17 protein-coding genes are annotated in these 24,164 nt (G+C 60.6%); 10 read left to right on the forward strand and 7 right to left on the reverse strand.

Features of this window, described 5'->3' with window-relative positions; translation table 11 throughout:
- Positions 1 to 43: 43 nt before the first annotated feature.
- Positions 44 to 988, reverse strand: coding sequence for a hydroxymethylglutaryl-CoA lyase (locus CFI11_RS22385; RefSeq protein WP_130409697.1), 945 nt, complete (start codon positions 986 to 988; stop codon positions 44 to 46).
- Positions 989 to 1,123: 135 nt separating this feature from the next.
- On the opposite strand from CFI11_RS22385, the gene CFI11_RS22390 reads away from it, so the two are divergent.
- The 7 genes from CFI11_RS22390 (at position 1,124) to CFI11_RS22420 (ending at position 9,630) form a co-directional block, all read left to right on the forward strand.
- A complete protein-coding gene (locus CFI11_RS22390) occupies positions 1,124 to 2,293 on the forward strand; it encodes a CaiB/BaiF CoA-transferase family protein (protein ID WP_130409698.1) in 1,170 nt (389 codons plus the stop codon).
- The gene (locus CFI11_RS22395) at positions 2,290 to 3,693 is read left to right on the forward strand and encodes a 3-isopropylmalate dehydratase large subunit (RefSeq protein ID WP_130409699.1); all 1,404 of its coding nucleotides are present in this window, start codon (positions 2,290 to 2,292) and stop codon (positions 3,691 to 3,693) included. The genes CFI11_RS22390 and CFI11_RS22395 overlap by 4 nt, the downstream gene beginning before the upstream one ends.
- Positions 3,693 to 4,322 carry a 3-isopropylmalate dehydratase small subunit gene (gene leuD / locus CFI11_RS22400; RefSeq protein WP_130410128.1) on the forward strand — a complete coding sequence of 210 codons (630 nt, stop codon included), beginning with the start codon at positions 3,693 to 3,695 and terminating at the stop codon, positions 4,320 to 4,322. The genes CFI11_RS22395 and leuD overlap by 1 nt, the downstream gene beginning before the upstream one ends.
- Positions 4,319 to 6,058, forward strand: coding sequence for a hydantoinase B/oxoprolinase family protein (locus CFI11_RS22405; protein WP_130409700.1), 1,740 nt, complete (start codon positions 4,319 to 4,321; stop codon positions 6,056 to 6,058). The genes leuD and CFI11_RS22405 overlap by 4 nt, the downstream gene beginning before the upstream one ends.
- On the forward strand, positions 6,055 to 8,106 hold the full coding sequence (locus CFI11_RS22410; RefSeq protein ID WP_130409701.1) for a hydantoinase/oxoprolinase family protein: 2,052 nt from the start codon (positions 6,055 to 6,057) through the stop codon (positions 8,104 to 8,106). The genes CFI11_RS22405 and CFI11_RS22410 overlap by 4 nt, the downstream gene beginning before the upstream one ends.
- A gap of 2 nt (positions 8,107 to 8,108) precedes the next feature.
- Positions 8,109 to 8,723 (forward strand): cysteine hydrolase family protein, encoded by a 615-nt coding sequence (locus tag CFI11_RS22415; RefSeq protein ID WP_130409702.1) that lies wholly within the window; start codon positions 8,109 to 8,111, stop codon positions 8,721 to 8,723.
- A gap of 73 nt (positions 8,724 to 8,796) precedes the next feature.
- Positions 8,797 to 9,630, forward strand: a complete 834-nt coding sequence (locus CFI11_RS22420; protein WP_165390373.1) for a GntR family transcriptional regulator — start codon at positions 8,797 to 8,799, stop codon at positions 9,628 to 9,630.
- Between the two features lie 147 nt (positions 9,631 to 9,777).
- Here CFI11_RS22420 and CFI11_RS22425 read toward each other — a convergent pair whose 3' ends face one another.
- From CFI11_RS22425 to CFI11_RS22435, 3 genes are all read right to left on the reverse strand, one after another.
- The gene (locus CFI11_RS22425) at positions 9,778 to 11,349 is read right to left on the reverse strand and encodes a sulfatase (RefSeq protein ID WP_217358737.1); all 1,572 of its coding nucleotides are present in this window, start codon (positions 11,347 to 11,349) and stop codon (positions 9,778 to 9,780) included.
- Positions 11,346 to 13,265 carry a TRAP transporter fused permease subunit gene (locus CFI11_RS22430; RefSeq protein WP_165390374.1) on the reverse strand — a complete coding sequence of 640 codons (1,920 nt, stop codon included), beginning with the start codon at positions 13,263 to 13,265 and terminating at the stop codon, positions 11,346 to 11,348. Before CFI11_RS22430 ends, CFI11_RS22425 begins: the two co-directional genes overlap by 4 nt.
- Before the next feature lie 67 nt (positions 13,266 to 13,332).
- Complete coding sequence (locus CFI11_RS22435) at positions 13,333 to 14,346, reverse strand: TAXI family TRAP transporter solute-binding subunit (protein WP_130409706.1); 1,014 nt, start codon at positions 14,344 to 14,346, stop codon at positions 13,333 to 13,335.
- An 86-nt stretch (positions 14,347 to 14,432) separates the two neighbouring features.
- Between CFI11_RS22435 and CFI11_RS22440 the strand changes: the two genes are divergently transcribed.
- On the forward strand, positions 14,433 to 15,326 hold the full coding sequence (locus CFI11_RS22440; protein WP_130409707.1) for a LysR family transcriptional regulator: 894 nt from the start codon (positions 14,433 to 14,435) through the stop codon (positions 15,324 to 15,326).
- 135 nt (positions 15,327 to 15,461) lie between these two features.
- Here CFI11_RS22440 and CFI11_RS22445 read toward each other — a convergent pair whose 3' ends face one another.
- Complete coding sequence (locus CFI11_RS22445) at positions 15,462 to 19,169, reverse strand: Calx-beta domain-containing protein (protein WP_130409708.1); 3,708 nt, start codon at positions 19,167 to 19,169, stop codon at positions 15,462 to 15,464.
- A gap of 681 nt (positions 19,170 to 19,850) precedes the next feature.
- Between CFI11_RS22445 and CFI11_RS22450 the strand changes: the two genes are divergently transcribed.
- Together CFI11_RS22450 and CFI11_RS22455 are read left to right on the forward strand one after the other, a co-directional pair.
- Positions 19,851 to 20,234 carry a nuclear transport factor 2 family protein gene (locus tag CFI11_RS22450; RefSeq protein WP_130409709.1) on the forward strand — a complete coding sequence of 128 codons (384 nt, stop codon included), beginning with the start codon at positions 19,851 to 19,853 and terminating at the stop codon, positions 20,232 to 20,234.
- Between the two features lie 507 nt (positions 20,235 to 20,741).
- The gene (locus CFI11_RS22455) at positions 20,742 to 21,386 is read left to right on the forward strand and encodes a metallophosphoesterase family protein (RefSeq protein WP_130409710.1); all 645 of its coding nucleotides are present in this window, start codon (positions 20,742 to 20,744) and stop codon (positions 21,384 to 21,386) included.
- An 18-nt stretch (positions 21,387 to 21,404) separates the two neighbouring features.
- On the opposite strand, the gene CFI11_RS22460 is transcribed toward CFI11_RS22455, so the two are convergent.
- Both CFI11_RS22460 and CFI11_RS22465 read right to left on the reverse strand, forming a co-directional pair.
- Positions 21,405 to 22,322, reverse strand: a complete 918-nt coding sequence (locus CFI11_RS22460) for a response regulator (RefSeq protein WP_130409711.1) — start codon at positions 22,320 to 22,322, stop codon at positions 21,405 to 21,407.
- Positions 22,323 to 22,451: 129 nt separating this feature from the next.
- Positions 22,452 to 24,134, reverse strand: a complete 1,683-nt coding sequence (locus CFI11_RS22465; protein WP_165390375.1) for a DAHL domain-containing protein — start codon at positions 24,132 to 24,134, stop codon at positions 22,452 to 22,454.
- Positions 24,135 to 24,164: the final 30 nt, after the last annotated feature.

Below are 24,164 nucleotides of genomic sequence, written 5' to 3' on the forward strand. Positions count from 1 at the left end.
ATTGATGCAAACCACCTGCCGACCTCAGCGCTGATAAGCCATGTCAGGCTGCGTCAGGTCTTTCGTCGGACCAGCCAAGCGGCAGGCCCGCATCGGGGAGAAACCCATAGATCGGCTCATCGGGGATACCGGCCATCAGAAGCTCCCGCACCTGCATCAGGTGGTCGAGGTCGATCCCGGTCTTCAGGCCCATGGCCTCCAGCATGAAGACCAGATCTTCGGTCACGATATTGCCGCTGGCCCCCGGGGCAAAAGGACATCCGCCCAAACCGCCAAGGGAACTGTCCAGAGTGGTGATACCCTCTTCCAATGCCGCAGCAGCATTGGCGAGGCCCAGGCCACGGGTGTTATGCAGGTGCACGCCGGTCAGCTTGTCGGCGCCGACGGTCCGGTGCACCGCGCGGATGCGGTCACGGATCATGCGGGGATTGGCATAGCCGGTCGTGTCCGAAAGGCCCACCTCCTCGGCACCGGCCGCGATCAGCTCTTCGGCAAGACGCGTGACGGTGTCGAGCGGTACGTGACCTTCGATGGTGCAACCGAACGCGGTGGCGATACCGGCCTCGAAATAGGGGCGCTCGCCTTCTGGCTTCGCATCGACAAGGGCACGGATGGCGCGCACTTCCTCGATCATTTGGGCGTGGGTGCGGCGGACGTTTTTCAGCGAATGGGTCTCGCTGGCGGAAACTGGGATGGAAATCTTGTGAGCGCCTGCGGCCAGGGCCGCCTCCGCCCCGCGCGCATTGGGCACGAGGGCCGCGATGGTCAGCCCGTCTATGCCGCAGGCAAAGGCCACAAGCTCGGCCGTGTCGGCCATCTGGGGCAGAAGCTTGTAGTTTACAAAGCTGCCGACCTCGATCTCCGGCACACCGGCGGCAGCCTCGGCGGCGATCCAGGCTTTCTTGGTTTCAAGATCGACTACCCGGTCGATGCTTTGCAACCCGTCGCGCGGCCCTACCTCACTGACTGTGATGTCGATCCTGGCCATGGAAGATGCCTCCGGCAAAATGTGGTATTGATATATTGTTATATCATTTATATGGTTTCGGAAACAAGGGTTGTTCGCCTTCTATAGACTCAAGAGTAGCCTCCCAGGTTTGACCCCGAATATCTGACGGTTGAGATGAATTTTCTGAGAAATATCAAAGTCGTCGAGTTTTCCCACATGGTCATGGGACCCTCAGCCGGGATGATCCTCGCCGATCTGGGCGCCGATGTGATCAAGATCGAACCGATCGGTGGTGACAAGACCCGGCGCCTGCCCGGCTCCGGCGCGGGCTATTTCGCGATGTTCAACCGCAACAAGAAGAGCATCTGCCTCGATATCAAGAGCGAGGAAGGACAAGGCATCGTCCGCAAGTTGCTGGAAGGTGCGGACGTCATGATCGAGAATTTCCGATCCGGCGCGCTCGATAAGCTGGGGCTGAGCTACGAGGCGGTGCGCGAGATCAATCCCAGGCTGATCTACCAATCCTCAAAGGGCTTCTTGAGCGGTCCTTATCAGGAGCGCACGGCGCTGGACGAGGTCGCGCAGATGATGGGTGGGCTCGCTTATATGACGGGGCCAGAGGGGCGGCCCCTGCGCGCGGGCAGTTCAGTGATCGACATCACCGGCGGCATGTTCGGTGTGATCGGCATTCTGGCGGCCCTGCTCGACCGGGAGCAGAATGGACGGGAAGGGCGGCAGATCACCTCCTCCCTGTTCGAGACGACGGTGTTTCTGGTCGGCCAGCACATTGCACAACACGCGGTTACCGGGACGCCGGCTCCGCCGATGCCGACGCGGGTTTCGGCCTGGGCCGTCTATGATGTCTTCGACACCAAAGACGGGCAGATGTTCGTGGGCGTGGTGAGCGATGGGCAATGGCGCGCCTTCTGCGAGGTCTTTGGGCTAACGCATTGGAAGGATCATCCGGACTGTGCCGAAAATTCCGACCGTGTGGCCAGGCGCGACGAGATCATTCCGGAACTACGCAGGCTCTTTGGTGCAATGGCAACGGCGGAATTGGAAGACAAGCTGTTAAAGGCCGGACTGCCCTTTGCCCCGATCAACCGGCCCGAGGATCTGGCCGAGGATCCGCAGGTTGCCGAGGGCGGGTTGTTCGAACTTGCGCTGCCGGATCACAACGCCACTGTGAAGCTGCCCAAGCTGCCGATCGAGAGCAATGGCCAGCGCGACGAGACAGCGGGCGATCCGCCAAGGGCGGGCGAGAATTCGGACGCCGTTCTGGACGGCCTGGGCTTCGACGCTGCGCAAATCGCGGCCTGGCGCAAGGCCGGGATCGTCGCATGAGCAAGAGGACCACGACGCTTTACGACAAGCTTTTGGCGCAGCACGAGGTGCGGCGTGACGAGGGTGGCGCGTCGCTGGTACTGATCGACCGGATCATGCTGCACGAAAGGACAGGCTCGATTGCGCTGTCGAACCTGGCGGAAGACGGACGTGAGATCGTCGCTCCGGAGACGGTGTTTTCGACCATCGACCATATCGCCGACACGCGGCCCGGGCGCCCGCGGGAGACACGGATGCCGGGCGGCGAGGTCTTCATCGAGGCCATGCGCGCCCAGACCCGGAAGGCGGGGCTGAAGCTCTTTGATATCAACGACCCGCGGCAGGGCATCGTGCACGTGATCGCGCCCGAACTGGGCATCGCGTTGCCGGGCATCACGCTGGTCTGTCCAGACAGCCACACCTGCACGTTGGGCGCGTTGGGGGCGCTGGCCTGGGGGATCGGATCCACGGATGCCGAACATGCGCTGGCCACGCAAACCCTGCGGGTACCACGGAAGAAACAGATGCGCATCTGGCTGGACGGGCGACTGCCCGAATGGTCAACGGCCAAGGACGTGATCCTTGCGCTCATCGCAAAGTATTCCGCCGGGCATGCGGTCGGTCACGTAATCGAATTCGCCGGACCGGCGGTCGAGGCGATGGAGATCGAGGCGCGGCTGACGCTCTGCAATATGGGGGTGGAATTCGGTGCCTTCACGGCGGTGATCGCGCCGGATGAGAAAACCATCGACTATATCGCCGGGCGCCACTACGGCCCCGCGCCGCATATGCTGGAGGCGGCCAAGACCCATTGGCGCAGCCTGAAGACCGATCAGGGCGCCGACTTCGACAGCGAGATCGTGTTCGACGTCTCGACCCTTGCGCCGATGGTGTCCTGGGGGACGAGCCCCGAACAGACGGTGGGCGTGGACGGCACGGTCCCGACAGGGGGCGACGGCAAAGCGCTCGGTTACATGGGGCTGGCCGGCGGTCAGGCGCTGCTGGGCTTACCGGTGGACACGGCCTTTATCGGCTCATGCACCAATTCGCGGCTGTCCGATCTGCGCCGCGCCGCTGCGGTGCTGCGCGGGCGGCGGGTGGCAGAGGGCGTGCTGGCAATCTGCGTGCCCGGATCCACGGCGACCAAGGAGGCGGCAGAGGCCGAAGGACTGGATCAGATCTTCAAGGCCGCAGGCTTTCAATGGCGCGAGAGCGGCTGTTCGATGTGCTTTTATGCCGGCGGGGAAGGCTTTGGCGGGCGGGAGCGGGTGATCTCGTCGACCAATCGGAATTTCGAGGGGCGACAGGGCCCGCGCGCCCGCACGCATATCGCCAGCCCCGAGACGGTGGCATGGTCAGCGGTGCAGGGGCAGATCGCCGATGTCCGCGACCTGCAGGCCAGCCAAAGGCGCGCCTCGTGATGGAAGCATTCCGGCAGCATCAGGGCCTCGCGGCGGTGATGGCGGTGGACAATGTGAACACCGACCAGATCATCCCCTCGCGGGAGATGAAGCGCGTGTCGAAAAAGGGGCTGGCGGACGGGTTGTTCGCCAATCTGCGGTATCTGGACGCCGACACGGGCGGGCGAACGCCCGATCCCGACTTCCTGCTGAACCAGCCGGAGGCGCAAGGCGCCACGATCCTGATCGGGGGGGTGAATCTCGGCTGCGGTTCCTCCCGCGAACATGCGGTCTGGGCGCTGAGGGAATACGGGTTCCGCGCGCTCATCGCGGCCAGTTTCGGGTCGATCTTTCGCGACAATTGCGTGGCCAACGGGGTGGTGCCGGTCACGCTGGACAAGGCAGAGGTCGCCGCGCTGGCAGAGGCGGCGGCCGCGCATCACGTGACGGTTGATCTGGACGCGATGCAGGTCCGCTGCGGCGATCTGAGTTTTGATTTCAAGCTGTCGGATGAGCGGCGGGAGATGCTGCGCGAAGGGCTCTCGCCGGTGGATGTCACGCTTAAGCATCAGAGCGAGATCGACGCATTCCGCGCCCGCGACAGGATCACCCGCGCATGGCTTTATCAATTCGGAGAGGGGCAGGGATGATTGACCCGGTGACGTTGTCGGTGCTGCGCGGTCGGCTGGAACAGGTGGCTGACGAGATGGACGCGACACTCTTCAACGCCGCCTTCAATCCCATCATCGCCGAAGCGCACGACGCCAGCCACGGGTTCTATGACGCACAGACGGGCGACACGCTGGTACAGGGCAAGTTCGGCCTGCCGGTCTTTGTGGGCGCGATGGCCTTCGCGGTGCGGGCGGTGATTGCCTATGCGGATCAGAACGGCAAGCCGGAGCCGGGCGACGTCTTTATCTTCAACGATCCCTATGACGGCGGCACGCATCTGAACGACTTCAAACTGGTCCAGCCGGTTTTCCGGGGCGACGAGATCTTTTGCTACATGGCGTCGGTCGCGCATTGGCATGACGTGGGCGGCAACGTGCCGGGCAATTACAATCCAGCAGCGACGGAAGTGTTTCAGGAAGGCGTGCTGATCCCGCCGGTCAAGCTGGTCCGCAAGGGAGAGGTGCAGGGCGACATCCTAGCGGTGCTCAAGGCCAATACCCGCCTGCCGCTGTCCGTGCATGGTGACCTGAACGGTCAGCTTGCCGCGCTGAAGCTGGGGGAGGAGCGGCTGAGCACGCTCATCGCCGACTATGGGGCGGAAACGCTGCTGGAGGTGATGGTAGAGCTGCGCAAGAGGGCAGCACAGCAGATGAAGGCGCTGATCACGGAGCTGCCGGACGGGACCTATGAGGCCACCGATCATCTGGACAATGACGGGATCAGCGCGGACGAGTTGGATGTGAAGGTCACGATCACGGTCGAGGGCGATGCGCTGACGCTGGATTTTGTCGGCACGTCCGGCGCCTGTCAGGGGCCGGTGAACATCTCCCGTGCGACGGCGGAGGCGTCGATCTACGTCGCCCTCAAACATGTCTTCCGCGATGTGGCGGCGAATGCGGGTGTGCTGGATCCGGTGAAGATCGTGATCCCCGAGGGCTGCCTTTTGGACGCGCGCGCGCCCAAGCCGGTGGGCGGCTATACCGAGACGATCCTGAGGGTGATCGACGTGATTTTCGTGGCTTTGTCCAAGGCAGCGCCAGAGCGGCTGAACGGCTGCGCTTATGGTACGATCAACGCGCTTTCGATTGCGGGCCACAAGGAGGATGGCGCGCGCTGGGTGATGTTTTCGTTCTTCGGCGGCGGCCATGGCGGGCATCCCGAAGGCGACGGGCTGAGCCATGGCAACGCGCCCATCTCAATGGCGACGATCCCGCCGGTGGAGATTTTGGAGAGCCGCTATCCGGTGCGATTCACGCAGTGGGGCCTGCGCGAAGGGTCGGGCGGGCCGGGGCGGCATTGCGGCGGGCTTGGCGGGCTTTACGAACTTGAAGTGATGGGCGACGCGCGCGGATTTCTCTTTGGCGAGCGCGGCAAACACGCGCCGCAAGGGGTGGCGGGCGGTGCGCAAGGCGCGCTGAACCGCTTCACCTTTGACGGGCCGGGGGTGCAGGGCGCGTTCGACCTGTCGCCGCCGATGGTGTCAAAAATGACCGGGATCGAACTGGCCAAGGGCCAGCGCGTACGGCTGGAGACACCGGGCGGCGGAGGCTACGGCCCGCCGGGCGAACGGGACCCGGCGAAGGTCGCCGAGGATGTGGCCGACGGTCTGATCAGCGCGGAGGACGCGCGCGAGATCTACGGCGTGGTGCTGCGCGAGGATGGCAGCGTGGACGACGCGGCCACGTCCATCGCCAGAGGGGAGGCCGCGGCATGAGCCAGACGATGCTGATCGGGATCGACGTGGGCGGCACCTTCACGGATGTCTTCACCATCGACCAGGAAACGGGCGCGGTGGGCGTGCACAAGGTCGCCTCCACCCGCGGGCGCGAGGCGGACGGGTTCTTTCGCGGGGTACAGGCGGGCACGTCCGATTTTGGCCGGATAGCAGCGATCATTCACGGCACGACCGTGGGCACCAACGCTCTTCTTGAGCGAAAGGGGGCCAAGACCGGGCTGATCACGACCGAAGGGTTTCGCGACATCCTCCAGATGCGCCGCCGTGATCGACCCACGACCTGGGGTCTGTGGGGGCAGTACCGGCCTGTCGTCGAACGCCGCATGAGCGTGGAGGTGCCGGAGCGGGTGCTGGCCGACGGATCGGTCCTGACGGAGCTGGACGAGGACGCGATGGCAGGGGCCGCACAGGCCCTCATAGACAGCGGTGCGGAATCGGTCGCGGCAGTGTTCATCAATTCCCACGCCAATCAGGAGAACGAGGCCAAGGCGCGGCGGGTGCTGGAGCGGATCTGGCCCAACGCGCATATCTCGGTCTCATCCGACCTGCTGCCCGAGATCCGGGAATTCGAACGCGCCTCGACCACGGCGCTGAACGCCTATCTGCAGCCGGTCGTGGGCAACTACCTGCGCACATTAGACGCGCGACTGGAGGAGAACGGGTTCGGCGGCGAGTTCCTGATCGTGCAATCGAATGGCGGGCTGATGAACTCCGATGTGGCGGCCCGCACCCCGGTGCGCACAGCGCTGAGCGGGCCGGCGGCGGGGGTCTATGCCTCGGCCCATATCGCGGCGGAGGCGGGGTTCGACAATATCGTGACCTGCGATATGGGCGGGACCAGCTTTGACATCTCGGTCGTGGCGGATGGAGAGGCGGCGCTGGCCGCGCAATCCTCGGTCGATTTCGGGCTGGTGATCCGCTCGCCCATGATCGAGATCACGACGATTGGCGCGGGCGGAGGCTCCATCGCGTGGATCGACGCGGGTGGAATGCTTCAGATCGGGCCGGAAAGCGCCGGCTCCATCCCCGGGCCGGTCTGCTACGGCCAGGGCAATGATCGCCCGACGGTGACAGATGCAAACGTCGTGCTGGGCCGGATCAATGCCGACAGCCCCATCGGCGGGCAACTACAGACACTGGACAAAACGGCCGCGGAAGAGGCCATCCGGGTCCATATCGCCGAGCCGCTGGGCATGGACGTGCTGTCCGCAGCGGAGGCGGTCATCGACGTGGCCAATGCGCGCATGGCGGGAGCCATCCGTCTGGTCTCCATCGAGCGGGGGCATGATCCGCGCCGGTTCGCGGCCATGCCCTTTGGTGGCGGTGGCGCGCTGCATACCTGCGCTCTGGTGCGGGAGATCGGACTGAAAAGCGCGCTGGTGCCGCGCTATCCGGGCATCGTATCGGCGTTGGGATGCGTGATCGCGGATATGCGGCAGGATTTCGTGCGGACACTGAACATGCCTCTGTCAGAGGCCGACCCGGCGGAGATCGCAGCGCAGATCCGCGACTTTGAGGCACAGGGGCACGCGCAGCTTGAGGAAGCCAAAGCAGAGTTTTCCGGCATCGGGATCAAGGTCACGCTGGACATGCTCTATGCCGGACAAAGCCATTCAGTCGATGCGGTGCTGCCAGAAGATCAGATCGACGGGCTCAGCCGGGAGCGGATCCGGGACGCGTTCGAGACGCGATATCTCAAGGCCTACGGTCGGCTTCTCGACGGGGTGGAGCCGATCATCGTGAACCTGCGCACCGCCGTGATCGGGACACGTCCGAAATTCGACCTCTCGGTGCTGGCGCCCAAGGGCGATTTGAGTGTTGAAAGCGCCCGTACCGGCAGCCGCGCGGTGTTTTTTGGCGGGCAGAGCCACGAGGCGGCGGTCTATGCTCGGCTTGATCTGCCGGTGGGTGCAGAGGTTGTGGGCCCCGCGGTGCTGGAACAGCCGGATACCACGATCTGGATCGAGCCGGGCTTTGCCGCGCGGGTCGACCGGCTGGGCAATCTGATCGTGGCGCAGGGGGGCTGAGCATGCTGCTGGAGGATCGTACGAAAATCGCGCTTCTGCTGGTGGACATGCAGAACGACTTCCTCCACCCCGACGGCGCCTATGGACGGGCCGGTCAGGGCAGCGAGATGATCGCCGCCCTGCCAGACCGGCTGGCGCCCTTGGCCGATGCAATTCGGGCGGCGGGGGGCTGGGTCATCTCCACGCAATTCACGCTGGTGCCCGGCAAGGGTGAGGAGCCGATGATCTCTCCGCATCTGAAAAAGCTCAGGCCGTTTCTGAAAAAGGGCGACTTCTGCCCCGGCGCCTTCGGTCATCAACTGATCGACCGACTTCAGCCTGCGGATCTGACGGTGGAGAAGGTGGCCTATTCCGCCTTCTACATGACGCGGCTGGAATGGGTGTTGCGCAAGTCAGGCATCGAACAGCTTGTGATCGGGGGGATCGTCACCAATGGCGGCGTCGCTTCTACCCTCAGGGACGCGCATGTACGCGACCTGTCGACCGTATTGCTGAGCGACGGGACCGGCGCCTTTACCGACGCACTGCATGACACCGCCGTGGCATCGCTGTCGGCCATCTCTCACGTGGCAACTTGTGCGGAGATCACGTCATCCCTATCGGACGCCGCTGCATGAAAACCGGCTCTCGCAACCACAAGACCAGAGGGCAAACTCTGCCGCCTTGCTGTGCCAAACGGAAAGCGATCCCATGACAGATGCAAACCTCGCTTCGGAGCGCGCCGGCCCAACCAATCTTGGCCCGCTGGACCCAAAGAACCCGACCCCCCTTTATTATCAGATCTACCATCTCTACCGGCAACGCATCCTGACCGGCCAGCTTCAGAAAGGGGACAAGCTGCCCAGCGAAAGCGCGTTGGAGGCGGCACTTGGCGTGTCGCGGATCACGGCCAAACGCGCCATGGATGAGCTTGCAAAGGACGATCTTGTCACCCGCGAACGGGGACGCGGGACAACCGTCAAATATTCCGTTCCGACATCCAGTATGGAGGCCGATTTCTCGGGCCTGATGGAAAACCTGATTGCGATTGGGGACAGCACGACAGTCGAGGTTCTATCCTTCACCTACGTGCCCGCTCCCGGCCCGATCGCGCGGGCGCTGGGGCTTGACCCCGACGCAGAGGTGCAAAAGGCTGAACGGCTAAGGAAGAAAGATAATCAGCCCTTTTCCTATATCGTTACGCATGTCCCCGAGGAGATTGGGCGCAGCTTCGGGCCCGAGGATCTGAGCAATCGACCGATCCTGTCCCTGATCGAGGCCACGACGCCCGGCATCTCGGAAGCGGAGCAGTCGGTGACAGCCCTGGCTGCCCCGCCGGCCATCGCCGTGGTGCTGGGCATCCCCGAAAACGCGGCGGTTTTACGGGTCGTTCGGGTGGTTCGTGATCGCTTGGGTCGACCGGTCCAGCATATCGAGGTGTATTATCGGCCGGATCTCTATCAGTTGAACATGCGGCTTTCGCGTGTCGAAACGGGCCCGGGAACGCGGATCTGGGCCGCAAGCACGACCGGAACGATGGAGTAACCAGGAGCCTCCCGCAGGTCAGAGCGCGCAGCGATTGACCGGTGGGCCTTGCAATCATCAGGCCCTCAAGACAGGCAAAGCGTGAAGCGACGCAACTTTACCAGCCGCGCACCTCAGCCAGCGCAAGCAAGCAGTGCATCGCCCTCACTACGCCCGGTAAGCGGGCAGCGGCGCACGATCCTGAAGTTCGATCATGCGACGCAGCATGATCTCTGTCACCGCCTGGCGCACATCAAGCGATGCGCCGACGTCATATAGGTTCTCCAGTTCGTCGGGATCCTCCTGAAGATCATAAAGCTCATCCCAGCCCTCCCCCTGCCGCAAGGACATCCGATAGCGATCCGTGACAACCGTCCGGATCCTCTGCGGTCGGTCGAAACCGGTCATGACGCGCTGGCTATCTTCTTCGACGATGATCGCCTCTGGCGCCTTTGAACCGAAAAGATCGCGCCCCTGAATGCCATTGAACGGCTGGACCCCCGCGCGGGCCAGAACACTTGCCGCGATATCGATAGACGACCCTAATCCACGATCCACCGCCCCCGAGGCGGGGCGATGTGGATCCTGCCAGAGGAACGGCACCCGGATGATCCCCTGATAGTGCAACAGCAGCTTCAGCATCAGCCCGTGATCACCCATGTAATCGCCATGATCCGACGTGAAAATCACGACCGTATCTTCGGACAGGCCCAGCGCCTTGAGATGCGCGAGAACCCCGCCGACCGCATCGTCAATCATCGTGATCATGCCATAGGTCAGGGCGATGATCGCGCGCGCTTCGCTCTCGTTAACGGCAAAGGGGTTCTGGTTATCGCGGGGATCGGTCCCGTCCCGCATGGCCTCGTACATCGCGCGGATCGGGGGGAGATCACCTTTCCCGAAAGAGCCCGGCAGCGTGATATCGGCGGGATCATACATGTCCCAATACCGACCCGGTGGGGTGAAGGGGTGGTGCGGATCCGGAAATGACATCTGCAGGAAAAAGGGTTCATCCTTGGGCGCGACCTCGGTCAGCCAGGCCTTGGCACGGTCGGCGATCCAGTTGGTGGAATAAAGCTCCTCCGGCACGGCGGTGCGCCAGGCCTGCGGGGCCTGGATGCGGTTGTCGGGCAATGCGTTCTCCGGCCCTGTCAGATTGTCGAAATCGGGTCGCTGACCCCGCGCCCAAAGCAGGTAGTCACCCGATGCCTGATCCCCATGATCTGCAGCCACCTCGACATGATCAAAGCCATAGAAATGCCCGCGCAGCCGCTCTGCCAGCGGACGATCCCAGGTCGGGGCAATCTCCAGGTCGTAATCCGCCGTATGACGGTTGTTCTTGTAAGCGTCGCGCAAGTGCGGCGAGGGAGAAGTAAGGCCATCCCGCGCCTCGAACGTGTTGGTGGCGGGAAGACCGGTGAAGCTTTGCAGGTGGGATTTACCGATCAGACCCGTGGTATAGCCCGCATCGCGCAGCAACTCGACAAACGTCGTGTGGTCCTTTGACAACGGGATCCCGTTGTGGCGCGCGCCGTGCACTGAGCACATCCGCCCGGTCATGATGGAGGCACGGTTGGGCATGCAGATCGGATTGGCCACATAGAACCTGTCCCACCGCGTGCCGCTGGCAGCAATGCTGTCGATATTAGGCGTCTGGACGACCCGGTTGCCGTAACATCCAAGATGATCGGCCCGATGTTGATCGGTGATAATGAACAGGAAATTCGGGCGTTTGCTCATGACGTCGGCTCGGATGATTGCGATATGGAACGGCCGGCGCGAATATCGACCGCAAGAAGGGCAAGACCGATGGCGATGGCCGGCACATGGATCATCGGATCGGTGACAAGGCAGGCGAAGGCCACGACAAAGCGCAGGCCGATCTCGGGCACGGTCAACTTGCGGCGGTCAAAACCGGACAGAGCCGACGAAAACAACCAGATGCAGAAACAGGTCCGCGCCACGATCCAGACGAAGGGGAGCAGGCTGAACTCCTCGATGATGAGGATCGTGGGGTAGAAGGCAAAGATGAACGGAATGATGAACTTCGCCATCCCCAACCGGAACGACATGAAGGCCGTCATCAACGGGTTCGCGCCCGCGATGGGGGCAGCAGCATAGGCCGCGATTGCCACGGGCGGCGTCAGCGATGAAGCCACGCCGTAATAGAAGACGAACATATGTGCGGTCAGCATGGAAACGCCCAGCTCTTGGATCGCCGGCCCCATGACCAGAATGATGATCAGATAGGCGGGCAAGGTCGGCATCCCCATGCCCAGGATAAGCGCACCGACCATCGCCACCAGAAGCGCGGAAAACAGGCTCTCCCCCCGGATGGTGGCAATGACGTTGGCAAGCTTCAGCCCCAACCCGGTGCTGTCGAGGGACCCCACCAGAATACCGATAGCCGCAATCGCGATCAGCAGCGTCGCGCCGGATTCCGCGCCTTTCAGGAAAGATCGCCAGACCCGCAGCGGGTCGCGCCGGACGTCGGGGTTGATGACCGAAAGCGCCAGAAGCACGACCACAGCGTAGAACCCCGCAGCAGAGGTGGACAGGCCCGCCAAGAGGGACCCGATAACCACAAGGATCGGCCCGACGAACAGAACAGAGTTGATCAGGTCGGTGCGCGTGATGCGGTCATCGATGGTCAGGGGCTGGATCTCGATCCCCTGCCGCCGCGCCTCGACCGTGACGGCGGCGAAGAGACTGAAATAGTAAAAGAGCGCGGGCAGAAGCGCCGCGATGATGATGTTGAGATAGCCAACCCCCGTCAGGTCCGCCATCACCAGCGCAGCCGCCCCCATGATCGGGGGCATGATTTGCCCACCCGAGGAGGCCGTCGCCTCGATCCCGGCTGCGAAGGTCGGGGTAAAGCCCCGTTTCTTGATCATCGGGATGGTAAACGTGCCGGTGCCCACGATATTGGCCACGGTCGATCCCGACATCGTTCCGAACATGGATGACGCCAGGATCGCGGCATGGGCCGGCCCTCCGCGCGTGCGCCGTGTTGCAAGAAAGGCGAATTTCAAAAGCGTATCGCCCGCGCCTGTCCCTTCCAGCAGTACCCCGAAGATGATGAAAATAAAGACGGTGCTCAGCACGATGTTCGTGATCGACCCGAAGACGCCCTTGTTCGTATTGTACCAAAGCGCCTCGGCGACCTCCGTCAGGGAAAAGCCCGAATGCGCAAGCAGGCCGGGCAGGTCCTGACCGTAAAGCAGGTATAAAACGCCGAAAGCGCCGACCCCGAAAAGACCCCAGCCCCAAAGCCGTCGGCAGAGTTCAAGAAAGACCACAAGGCCCGCCAGGGCAGGCCAGGCATCGCGCGCGCTGACATCGTAAAGCGCGGTTTCCATCTCGGTCTGCACGAAATGAAAGGACCAGATCGACCAGAGGCCGACGCCAATCAAACCCGCATCAATCACCAGATGAAGCGGCCCTGTCCGACGCCCCGCAAGCGTGCGCCGATGCTGGGACACGGCCACAGCGACAAAGAGGGCAAGCGCAAATCCTGCCGCGCGGTGCAGCTTGGGGTCGATCAGCCCGATGCCCGAACTGTAAAGCGTCATCACACCAAGCGTCAGGCATGCGGCCATCGAGGCATAGGCGAACAGGCGTACGAATACGCCAGGGGTTGAGGCTTTTTCGATCATGGTGGATCCCATCGCTTGGGAGGGTGTGGGCTGGCGAGGGCGTGATGTGCCGCCGCCAAACGCTTTGTCACGATCCCGGTCGCAGCGCGTCCGGAATTGCGACCCCGGCTTCCTCGTAGTACCGGATCGCGCCCGGATGCAGCGGTACGTTCACCGAGGTAAAGGCCGTCTCGTGCGTGACATCCTTGAGGAAAAAGGCCGTCGCATGGACCTGGTCGAGGTTGTCCCAAAACGCCTTTGTTGCGGCATAGACCACGTCATCGGAAACCCCTGCATGGGTGCCGACGAACTGGGTAAAGCCAAGCGCCGTGATCTCCCCTTCGGTCAGTTGCCCCTTATAGACATCGCCGTCAAACTGCAGCATGCCCCGTCCAGGCCGACCAAAGAGCGCCTGCATCTCTTCGCTGGCAACCTTGTCGTCGGGAATGGAAAGCACGCGGAATTCCCCCGAGAGACCGAACCGCTCGATATTGGCCGATCCGATTTCGGCGGGCCGGACCATCATGTCGATCTTGCCGTCTGCCAAAGCGGCATACCCTTCGCCCCAGCTCAGGCGAACGGCGGTGTAATCCTCACCCGCGACATATCCGGTCACGATCTTGATCAATGCTTCGGACGTGGCCGACGCCGATCCCGCCGGCGGGCCGGTAAAGACGGTCTTGCCCTTGATATCGCCCCACGTCTCGATCCCGGACCCGGCCAATGTGACCGGATGATATGCACCGGCCTTGAAACCGATGATGGCCCGAATGTTCTTGGCAAGCTCTGGCGCCCCGTCCACCTTTTCATACATCCGCGCCTGGCCAGCCATCAGGTTGACCAGCGACGGAACGGTCGAAAAGAAGTCGATATCGCCCTTCGCCCCCTTCAGCATTGACCGGGTAAGCGTTTGACCCGCGTTCACCTGGATATTGACGTCGGCGGTCGCGGCCTGATTGGCAAACGCCACGAACATCGTATGGACCGGATCGCCAACCCCGGCCGTTTCGCCCTTGAAAATCTGCGCCGCAGCGGTTCCTGCCACGCTTGTCATCGCTGCCGTCACGCAGACAGCCTTAAGCAGTGCTCTGAAATGAAACACGATATCCTCCCTGATTTCGGGAGAGCGTAGCAAAGGAGTTGCATATGATATAATCAAAGTTCAGGGACAACGCATAACGAAATGATATGAAACTCGACCCCAAACATCTTGCGCAGCTCTCCGTCATCGTAGAGGCGGGGTCGTTCCAGTCCGCGGCGGACCGTCTCGGCCTGACCCAGCCGGCGCTCAGCCGCAACATGCGCAATCTTGAGGACCGGCTTGGCACGACGCTTTTCAATCGTGACGGGCGACGGTCGCTGCCCAATACGCTTGGCCTCAGGCTGGCACGCAACGGACTTGCTATTCGTCTGGCCGAAGAACAGGCAGAGATCATCGCAGGGCAGACCGCCAAGGGGGCCTTGGGCGAGCTGCGCATCGGCGCGCCCCCGATCGTATCAGGCCGGTTTCTGTCCGATGCGCTTGTCCGCTTCATCAAGCAGAACCCGCGTTGCAGCGTAGAGCTTCGGACCGGACTGGTACACGAGCTTCGCAAGATGCTGGAGCGCGGTCAGATCGACGTTGTGATCGGCCCTGAAAGCCTGGCCGATCCTGTAAGTGGACTGACCTTTGCGCATCTCGTGGATGACCGGGTGGGCATTCTGTGTCGGGCGGGCCATCCGCTGAGGCGCCGCCGCACCATCATGCCTCCCGACCTCGAAGCGCAGATCTGGGTTGCGCATTCGCGCGGCAGCCTTCTGCGCCAGCAGACAGAGGCTGCGATGATCGCATCCGGCCTGCGTGAAGTGCATATCGGTTGCGAAACGGATTCGATCCGGTCCGTTCTGGAAATCGTGGCCGAGACGGATTTGATATCCACGATGCCCATGGCAACAACCACGCCCTATCTTGAGGATCGTCTTGCCTTTCTCCCCTTCGATCATCCCCGCTTTTCGCGGCCCATCGGTGTCATCAGGCGCAAAGACACACCGCAGAACCCGGCAGAGGACAGTTTCGTGTCCATGATGGCTCAGACCAGCTAACCCACCGCGTCCATGACCGGGGCATTTGCATCGGCAAGACAGCGCTCCGCAAATCTCAGCGGTGCCATAAGCGCCGGTTCTGCGACTTGCTTTGCGACCACTGAAATCCGATCGGAGCGAACACGTGCCTGACCCCTACATCATTTCTTGCGTCACGGGTTGCTGATAAAGCACCAGGTCGTTGATAAGGCCATCGAACGGGTCTTGAACGGCTTGGGGATTGCCCGGTTCGCTGGCCCATCCCAGAGCGCCGACAACAATGTCTTCGTCGTTCTGGGCCATGGTGAAACCTGTGTCTTCAACCGCGTCGACGCGCACGCCGTCGACAAACAGAAACGCTTCTCCATCCTCGAAGGTGATCAGGGCGCCATATTCGACATCCTGCTCTATCTGGTGGCGCAGGTAATGGGACTCTGTTTCCGTCTGCAGACGGGCGATCAGCGTGCCCTCTTCGATATAGACACTGACATGTCCACCATCGCCGAAATCGCGAGCATCCTTTGAAAAAAGGCCCTGGCGGGCGTCAACGGTATCGGCGGTAAAGGTTATGCCGACCGCCCCGGCATCCACGGCGTATTGATCCGCATTGTCGACGATCGTGACATCGTCCCGGCCCTCAAACTGCGGGTCCCCGTTATATTCCCAGACCGGTGTAAGCGCGCTCCGATCATCATCCGTGATGGTGTAGACAACCGGCCTGTCCGGAACCTGAACATCACCTTCATTCTGCTCTAAAAGGAGGCCGATTTGGCGGTCGCCATCAATCCGGTCATTGCCAGTCAGCGTCAGCCTTACGATTGCGGTGTCTTGACCCGCTCCAAAGGACACTGTCCCCGTCCCGAACGCGCCACCGAAATCCGCCGCGCCCGCCGGATTGTCGCCATATGGCTGCACGGAATAATTGACGCTCACGGCCCGGTCCAGGTCTCCGCTTCGACTGAGCACGATCTCGATCTCCCGCGGATCTGCGTTGCCCTCGACAAAGGTGCGATTGCCCTCGAAAGACTGTGCGAAGACACGCGTGTCTTCGTCTTCGATCGTAACGGAGTAGGCCGCCTCCCGTGTGCCGTTCTGGAACTGCGACCCGTCATCGGACGTCATGACAACGTCGAATTGCTCGTCCCCCTCGGCCAGGCGGTCGCTGGTGATCTCGATCCGGGTCGAGGCGATGTAATTGCCGCCCGGTGCCTCTTCCACCACCATTTCCCCGGAAGCGGCCACGTAGTCCTCGCCTGCCAAAGCGGAGCCGTCCCGTGTTTCGAAGCTGATCTTGAGATCGCCGACCGGCGGGTTTTTGATGCTTACCGCGATCATCGCATAGACGCGGCCATCATCGCCTTCTTCGATCCGGACCGTGCCTGCGTTGGACAGCAAAAGCTGGTTTTCCGCCTCCATCGTTTCGAGATTGATCAGCCGGTTGTTGAAATGAACGTATTCGACATCGACCAGCGTCACAGATTGACCATAGCTCACAACACCGCCCGTTTTGGTCAAGAGATCGCTTTGGAAGACTTGATCCACCATGACCCGGTCCATTCCGGCGCCCCCGTCAAGAACGGCGCGGCCACCAGCGTAGACGATGCTGTCGTCACCGCCTGCGGCAAAGACATCGTTTGTCCCGCTTTGCACCACAACTCTGTTTGCCGCGTCGTTGGCGTGAATGACCTCTCCCTCCGCATCCTGCTGGATGTAGGTCGCTTCGTCTAAGGCAAGCGTCGTCGCGGTCCGGCCATCCAAGGTTGTCGTCACAAGGCGTTCCTGACCGGACGTGACAGTCGCGTCGATCCGCGCGCTGGGTGTGCCGTCGTTGAAGACCGTGACAAATTCGACTGAATTGCTGGCTTCAAGACCAACATCCAAGCCGTCGATCTGACCTTCATAAACCAGACCGAATGTCGTCTCGCTCAGATCATTTCCTTTGATGACATCGACCACCGTGCCGTTCAGCACCACCTCCACCCGGTCAACTCTGCTTTTGTCAATTCCCCCCGATCCAAACTCGGTCACCAGCTGATTTGGGTCGGTGAGATTGACCGCCGCCCCATCGGAATCGATCGCATTCATCATCTCAATGTCAGTCGATGAAATCGAAAACGCACGCACCTCGGCAATCTCGTGCAAGTCTTCAATGGGCAACGTCGGAATAGGTTCCGGCAACCCATCCCGCGGGGCCGGTTGGCCATCCGACAGGAAATAGGCGATGTTGCGACCGCCAAAAGCGGATGAGGCAAAGTAATCATACGTTGCCTCAACAGCCGGGGTGAATTCCGTATAGTCGCGGGTCGGTATCTCTTGTGAAAAGAAGTTTGCCACGCCCTCGGCATCCAAATCCTCTGAAACCTGTAGATCCCCGGCAAAGGTGATGATCTTAAAGGTCGAGTATTCGGCGATGCCGCTTTCGACCAGCGACTCAGTCAGCTGCTCATACGCATCGACAGCGGCCGCCAGCCGTGCCCCGTCCATCGAGTTCGACACATCCAGGACATAGGCGAAGTTATAGGTCACACGGGGCTCGACCCCGATCTGCAGCGCATAGTCGAGATCACCGTCGATCGTCCATGCGGGCAACTGCAGCGACATGTGCCCGTCGATACCGCCCGAACTGTTTTCGATCCGCTCGCTCCACGGTACGATCAGCCCGTCGGCGATCTTTGTCGGGTCGCCGGGATCCACCTTCAGCGGGGCAACGAACCCGTCCTGAAAGCGCGCGAGTTCCACGTCTTTGAGCAGATCGACGCCGTCATTGGCAGATCCCGGTCGGGCATGTTCGATCTGAAACACATATCCTTCGTCGTTGCCGCCCGGAATGACACTCAGATCGTATTCAGAGACAAGGCCACGATAGAGGGCGACGTCATTCCCAAGCCCCCCGTCCAGCCGATCCGACCCTCCTGCGCCCAGCATCCGGTCGTCACCGCCAAGGCCAATCAGGCGTTCCTTGAGACCGCTCCCGACCATGTCGTCATTGTCACGATCCGAGAATAAGATCCAATCAGTACCCACAAGCGTGTTTTCCGGCAGAGCGTCGATGTCCGGAGCACTAAGATCCGCAAGCAAACGTGCGGCAATCGCGCCATAATCGTCTTCGGTCAGACGTGAACCAAAATTGTATTGTCTCTCATTTGCATAGGTGTGTATGCCGACAATCAGAGCGTCCTCACCAGGTGCCCAACTTGACCAAACGCCGGATCCGCTTTGTGAAACAGCAGCGTCAATCGTGTCGGAATACGACAAGGCATATGCGTCTGCGGCCCGCACGGTTCCGCTTGCTTCGAAAAGCGCCTTGAAGTCATTGGGGCGGGGGTTTCCGACTGTTGGAGTATTCGGTTTATCAAAAGGATAGCCCGCCGTCGTGATGTCGCGCCCCACCATTTCTGATGGATCAAGGAAGACCATCATGCCCATCGCTTGGCTTGCGGGCAGCAGCAGGTCCGAGCTCTGAACAAGCGCTAGGTCGTCCGGTTCCTGGCGGGTGATATCGTAATCGCGCAAATGCTCGGGATTGCCCACGATATTGTCTGGCTGTGCTGTCGATGGCAGTCTGCGATCCGGCATCGACGAGACATCGCTACTTGGCGTAATGCGTCCACCCGTAGCCATCTCATCCGGGCTTGGTGAGAAATTGTGTGACGCCGTCAGCACATGATACGGGCTGATCGCGATTGCAGTTCCATTTGATAAGAATTCCCGCCCATCGTTCAGGTTTCGGCCCAGCAGCGTAAGTGCCATCGTGGCGATCTGCGGTTCGGTCGTCGGCGTATTGATCGGCCTACGATCATCGTGGCCGATGATACCGGGATATTGGAGCGGGTCTGAGGGATTTTGCAGCGGTGTAAGGCTCATGGGATAGTTCTTTCTCCTCGGGCGTATCGAAAGAAGTATTCAGGGCTGTTTTGCTTTGGGTCTTTCAGAGCGACCGAGGTCGGGACGCGAAATGCATCCTGCGATCAAGCACTCCTCTTAAGTACCGGTGCGATGCGGCTCCCTGCATCGCCAACTCAAGATCAATCAATCCATCTTGAGCGACAGAGCTTGTAACACAGGACCGTAAATGTGTCTTCGGCGGGCCCCCGCCGTCGGCAACGAAAAGCCACTCACGAAGGGATGGGTCAGCCGCGGGGATCCCTTGTGTCCAAACCGTAAGGCCGACAGGGACAGATGAACTATGGCCTTACTTTCAATTGGTTGCCCCTGAATAAAACGTGCAGAATTTCGCCGGAAATATGACCCGAAGCCGTTGGGCCACGCCGTCGGCAGACCTTTGCCCAAGTTACCCAAGACGACCCGGTCTTGCGTTCTTGGCCTTTCGACTAAGTACGGGGTCTGCTCATCAATCCCGGGCGAGATCGACAGCAACATCAACGCCGCATTACGGGAAGATAAGGCGCCAACGACCGGTTGTGGCAGTGAAAGACAATGATGTGCTATGCGTGCGAAAAAGGCGGCGGTGGATGCCATCAGCTCGATCCGCTAGATCATGATCGTGGACCCTTAGCAGCACCATCAATGAGAAGGAGCGGATAATTGGCAGATCTGGCGACCAACAAACGTAATGTGATTGCCTTTTATGAACTGATGTTCAATGCATGCGAACCACGCAAAGCCATCGACACCTATGCGGGAGATGAGTACATCCAGCACAACCCGCATGTGCGCACCGGCAAGGACGGTTTCATTGACTATTTCGAGAAGATGGCGGCTGAGTATCCTGGCAAGCGGGTTGAGGTGAAACGCGCATTTGCAGAGGGCGATCACGTCATCCTGCATTGTCACCAGATCTGGCCCGAAGGCCTGGAATATGCAGGGATCGACATCTTCCGCTTGGATGAGGCGGGAAAGATCGTGGAGCATTGGGACGTGTTGCAGGAGCTGCCAGCCACCAGCGCCCACACCAACGGCATGTTCTAGATCGGGCGCCGCATTCTATCATCGACAGGGTTTCAATCGGAAAAGCGGCATGATCGGACAATCCCGCGGGAAAGCGACACCACAAGCATAGTGACTTTTGTGAGGAGGCGCGGTGCAGTCTCGCGATGCCCCACCTCACCTTCATCCCAGAGCCCGGCAAAGATCGGGGGCGCCGCCCTTTTTCCCCTCTATAGGCTGATCGGTCAGCTTGCGATAAGGTGTTGAGATGGGACTGTAATAGATGAGTTGCCTACTTTGAAATCTCTGTAATCACATGGAAATAAAAGACTTCTTTCTTCCACAATGGTGGCCCGGAACTTGGACGGATCGCTAATGGAACAGCCGCGCAGCCGAATTGAACACCCTTTGTGGCATCAACGGATTATGCGGCCTTGGATGTCGGCAATCTATTGCTCAGCTTCGCAGCATCACATCACGCACGGGTATGTCGTTTTGACTGTCGAGTGGCTGCCGGGCTCATCCATCTGTTGGAAGGCGGGATAGACCTTGGCAAGCTCACTGACCTACGTGGTCCCGGATCTTCACGGGCGAGCGGACCTTCTTGACCGGGCTCTTCACCGGATCCAAGGCAGCGCGCGCTTTGGAACGGTGATCTTCCTTGGAGACTACATCGACCGCGGCCCCGACAGCGCTGGCGTGATCGCCCGTCTCAGAGCAGGCCCGCCAACCGGCTGGATCTGGCATTGTCTTCGCGGAAATCATGAACAGATGGCGCTGCAGGCCCCGTCGGATGCGCAGATGATGCAAAACTGGCGGCGCAATGGCGGCGATGCGGCGCTCGCCTCTTATGGCGGGGAAATCACTGCGCAGGACATGGCGTGGATGTCGGATTTACCCATGATACATGCCGATCCACACCGGGTATATGTTCATGCCGGGGTTCAGCCGGAATACAATCTCGATGAAATGCCCGAAGCGATCGCGCTTTGGCACCGTTATCCCCGCACCGCGGATGAAGGATATCGGGGCCGCCATGTCGTGCATGGACATACACCGGTGCGTGACGGTCCGCTTCTTCTGGAATGGCGCAGCAATCTGGACTGCGGCGCCGTCTTTACGGGCCGATTGGCTGTCGGTGTCTTCGACGACGCCGCGTCTGGTGGTCCGGTCGATGTGTTGTGGCTGGAGTAAGCCTTTTCCTTCGTAATTTTAGTTGACCACGGTGAACCGGCTCAGGCTGTTCACGAAATCCTCGAAAATGCTGACATCCCCGTCCTCACCGGCCTTTCGCTGGATCCTGTTCCGCATAAGTCGCGGGTCGGCGAGACGCCGGTGATGTTCCCGCATCGCCGTATTGACGGCCAGCCGAAATACATTCGGGCTGAGCGGCTTGATGGCAAAGCGATAAATGCGCCCGCGATTGATCAGCTTGATGATCATATCACTGTCCGGGTTCGAGGTCAGCGCGACCACTGTGATCGCTGGGTCGATCTCCGACACCCGGGCCAGCATTTCAGAAACGTCAATGCCTTCCACTTCTGTATTTGTTACAATGACGCCGATCTGTTCCTGCTGGATGATTTCAAGCGCTTCGCGAATGGTAGCCGCGGAGTGGACATGATAGTCCTTGGTAAACATCTCAACGACTTCCTGCCGATCTGCATGAACACCATCAATCGTCAGAAGTTTTGACGCGATACTGAATTGCGGGTCTGTGTCCACCTCACATATTTCGGTTTCCACCTCCTCAGGCTTTTGCTGAGTCTCGATCGCTTCGGCCACGATGGCCCGCAGTTCATTTTGATCCCATGGTTTGCTCACGAAGCGGAACACTTCGCCTTCATTCACGGCACCGATGATCGCCACAAGATCGCTGTATCCGGTAAGCAGGATGCGGACCGTATCGGGCCAGCGTTCGCGGACTTGCGACAAAAGCTCGATGCCGGTCATATTTGGCATCCGCTGATCGCTCACGATCACCTTGATTTCCCGCGTTTCAAGGATGGCAAGCGCGTCCTGCCCGCTTTGCGCTGTATAGACATCATAGGTGTTGCGGAACATGATCTTGAGCAGCTTCACGATCCGTTCTTCGTCATCCACGAAGAGGACTGCCGGTTTTGCAGACATTTCTATTTACCTCGCCTTTTCGGTGAAACGGTGACTACGAAGGCGTGTCCCGATTTCGGTTTGCCTGATCTGTCGACGAACCGTGCACGCAAAGTCGTCGATTTCATCAGAGTAAATGCGCCTGCTATCTCAGGCTGCCTGAATGCTTTCATGGTCACCGATCATCTCCTTCCCTTCTTCCAATGTGCCCCGTCTTGGGAGCGTGATGGTGAATACGGTCCCCTTACCGACCACCGAATTGACAGAGATGGTACCGCCATGGTTCTCGATAATCCGGTAACAGATCGACAGCCCCATTCCGGTCCCCTCTCCGACGGCTTTGGTGGTGAAAAACGGATCGAAGATCTGCGCCATGATCTCTTCGGGAATACCCGGGCCGTTGTCGCGGATCTCGATCTTCACGAAGTCGGACGAGGTCATCTGCGTTCTCAAGACGATGCGACCCTGTTTATTCTGTTCCGAGAGGGCATGAACCGCATTGTTGATCAGGTTCAGAAAGACCTGCTTTAACTGCGTGGGGGCGCCGACGATGTCCGGGACGTTGTCATAATCTTTAACCACCTCGGCCACGTATTTGAGCTTTGAGCGCGCGATCAGAAGCGCACTGTCGAGCGCCTCTTCCACAGAGAGCTTTTCGATACGCCCCCTGTCGAGCCTGCTGAAGTTCTTCATCGTGGTCACAAGGGTGGAGATTTCCTCGATCCCGTGAAGACCATCATTGATCAGCATCTCCAACTCGGCGACGCCGTCTTCGGCACCATCTTCGACATCCGGATCCACCATCAGCTCGGACCGCTCCAGCAGCTTTTCCTTAATAAGCTCGAAGACGGTTTTCACGTAGGCCAGCGGCGTGTTCACCTCATGCGTGATGCCGGCCACCATCTGTCCCATGGCCGACAGCTTCGCCGACTGGATCAGTTGGTCCTGGGCATCCTTGTTCGCCTTCTGGAGGGACAGCTTGTCCTGATCCATTTTGCGGAACCGTTGACGCGCCCGCCAGATGAGAAGGCTCAGACCCGTGAGCACAAGAAGGCCGAACAGAATGGCCGCGTCGCGGGTTCGCGTCCTGACCGCCTCCGAGGAGACCTGCAACGCCGCGATCTTGTTCTGAAGCCGATCGAGAATGTCGCCGGTCGCAACACGGGGCACGGCCAGCATCAGTTCGCTGCCAAGCTGACGTTCACGCAGCACGACATCGGCATGTGCCATCAGACGCCGGGTGCTGTCGGACAGCTCGGGGTATGTCTCCTGAATGACGGTATCGAGCAGCTGCAATTCGGTTTCCAACCGCTCACGCAACGCCTCGGACGGCGTGATCATGTAGCTGGCGATACCGGTTGAGATCCGCGACAACAGATCGGCCAACCGAAACTGCACATCCGCCGAAAGCTCCTTCTCGCCGGAATGCTCGAAGAATTCCGAGACGGCGATGGGCAAGGTGCTCGCCGAATTGATCAGGATCGCATAGCTGGCCTTGACGCTTTCGGCCAAGGCCACCTTTTGATCGAAGGCGGCTGCATAATCCTGCAGGTCGCTCTGGAAACCGGTCAGCTCTCGGCTGTTCTCGGTCGCCTCTTCCAGATCGTTCATCATACTGCGCAACTGGCGGATCGGGTAGGAGACAGGGTCGAAATTCGGCATCAACCCCAGTTGCAGGGCCAGGATGTCGGAACTCCAGCTGGATTCCAGCGCCTGCAATTCGGCAAGGCCCGTGCGAAACTGCTCAAAATCCCTGTTGGAGGATTGGAGCAGCGTAAGCGCCGCAGCAAAGCCGAGCGTCAGTGCCGACAGAACGGCGATGCTGATCGCCAATGCTTTGTTGTTAAATAACACTTTCGAAGT

Source organism: Thalassococcus sp. S3, from assembly GCF_004216475.1.
Taxonomy (GTDB): domain Bacteria; phylum Pseudomonadota; class Alphaproteobacteria; order Rhodobacterales; family Rhodobacteraceae.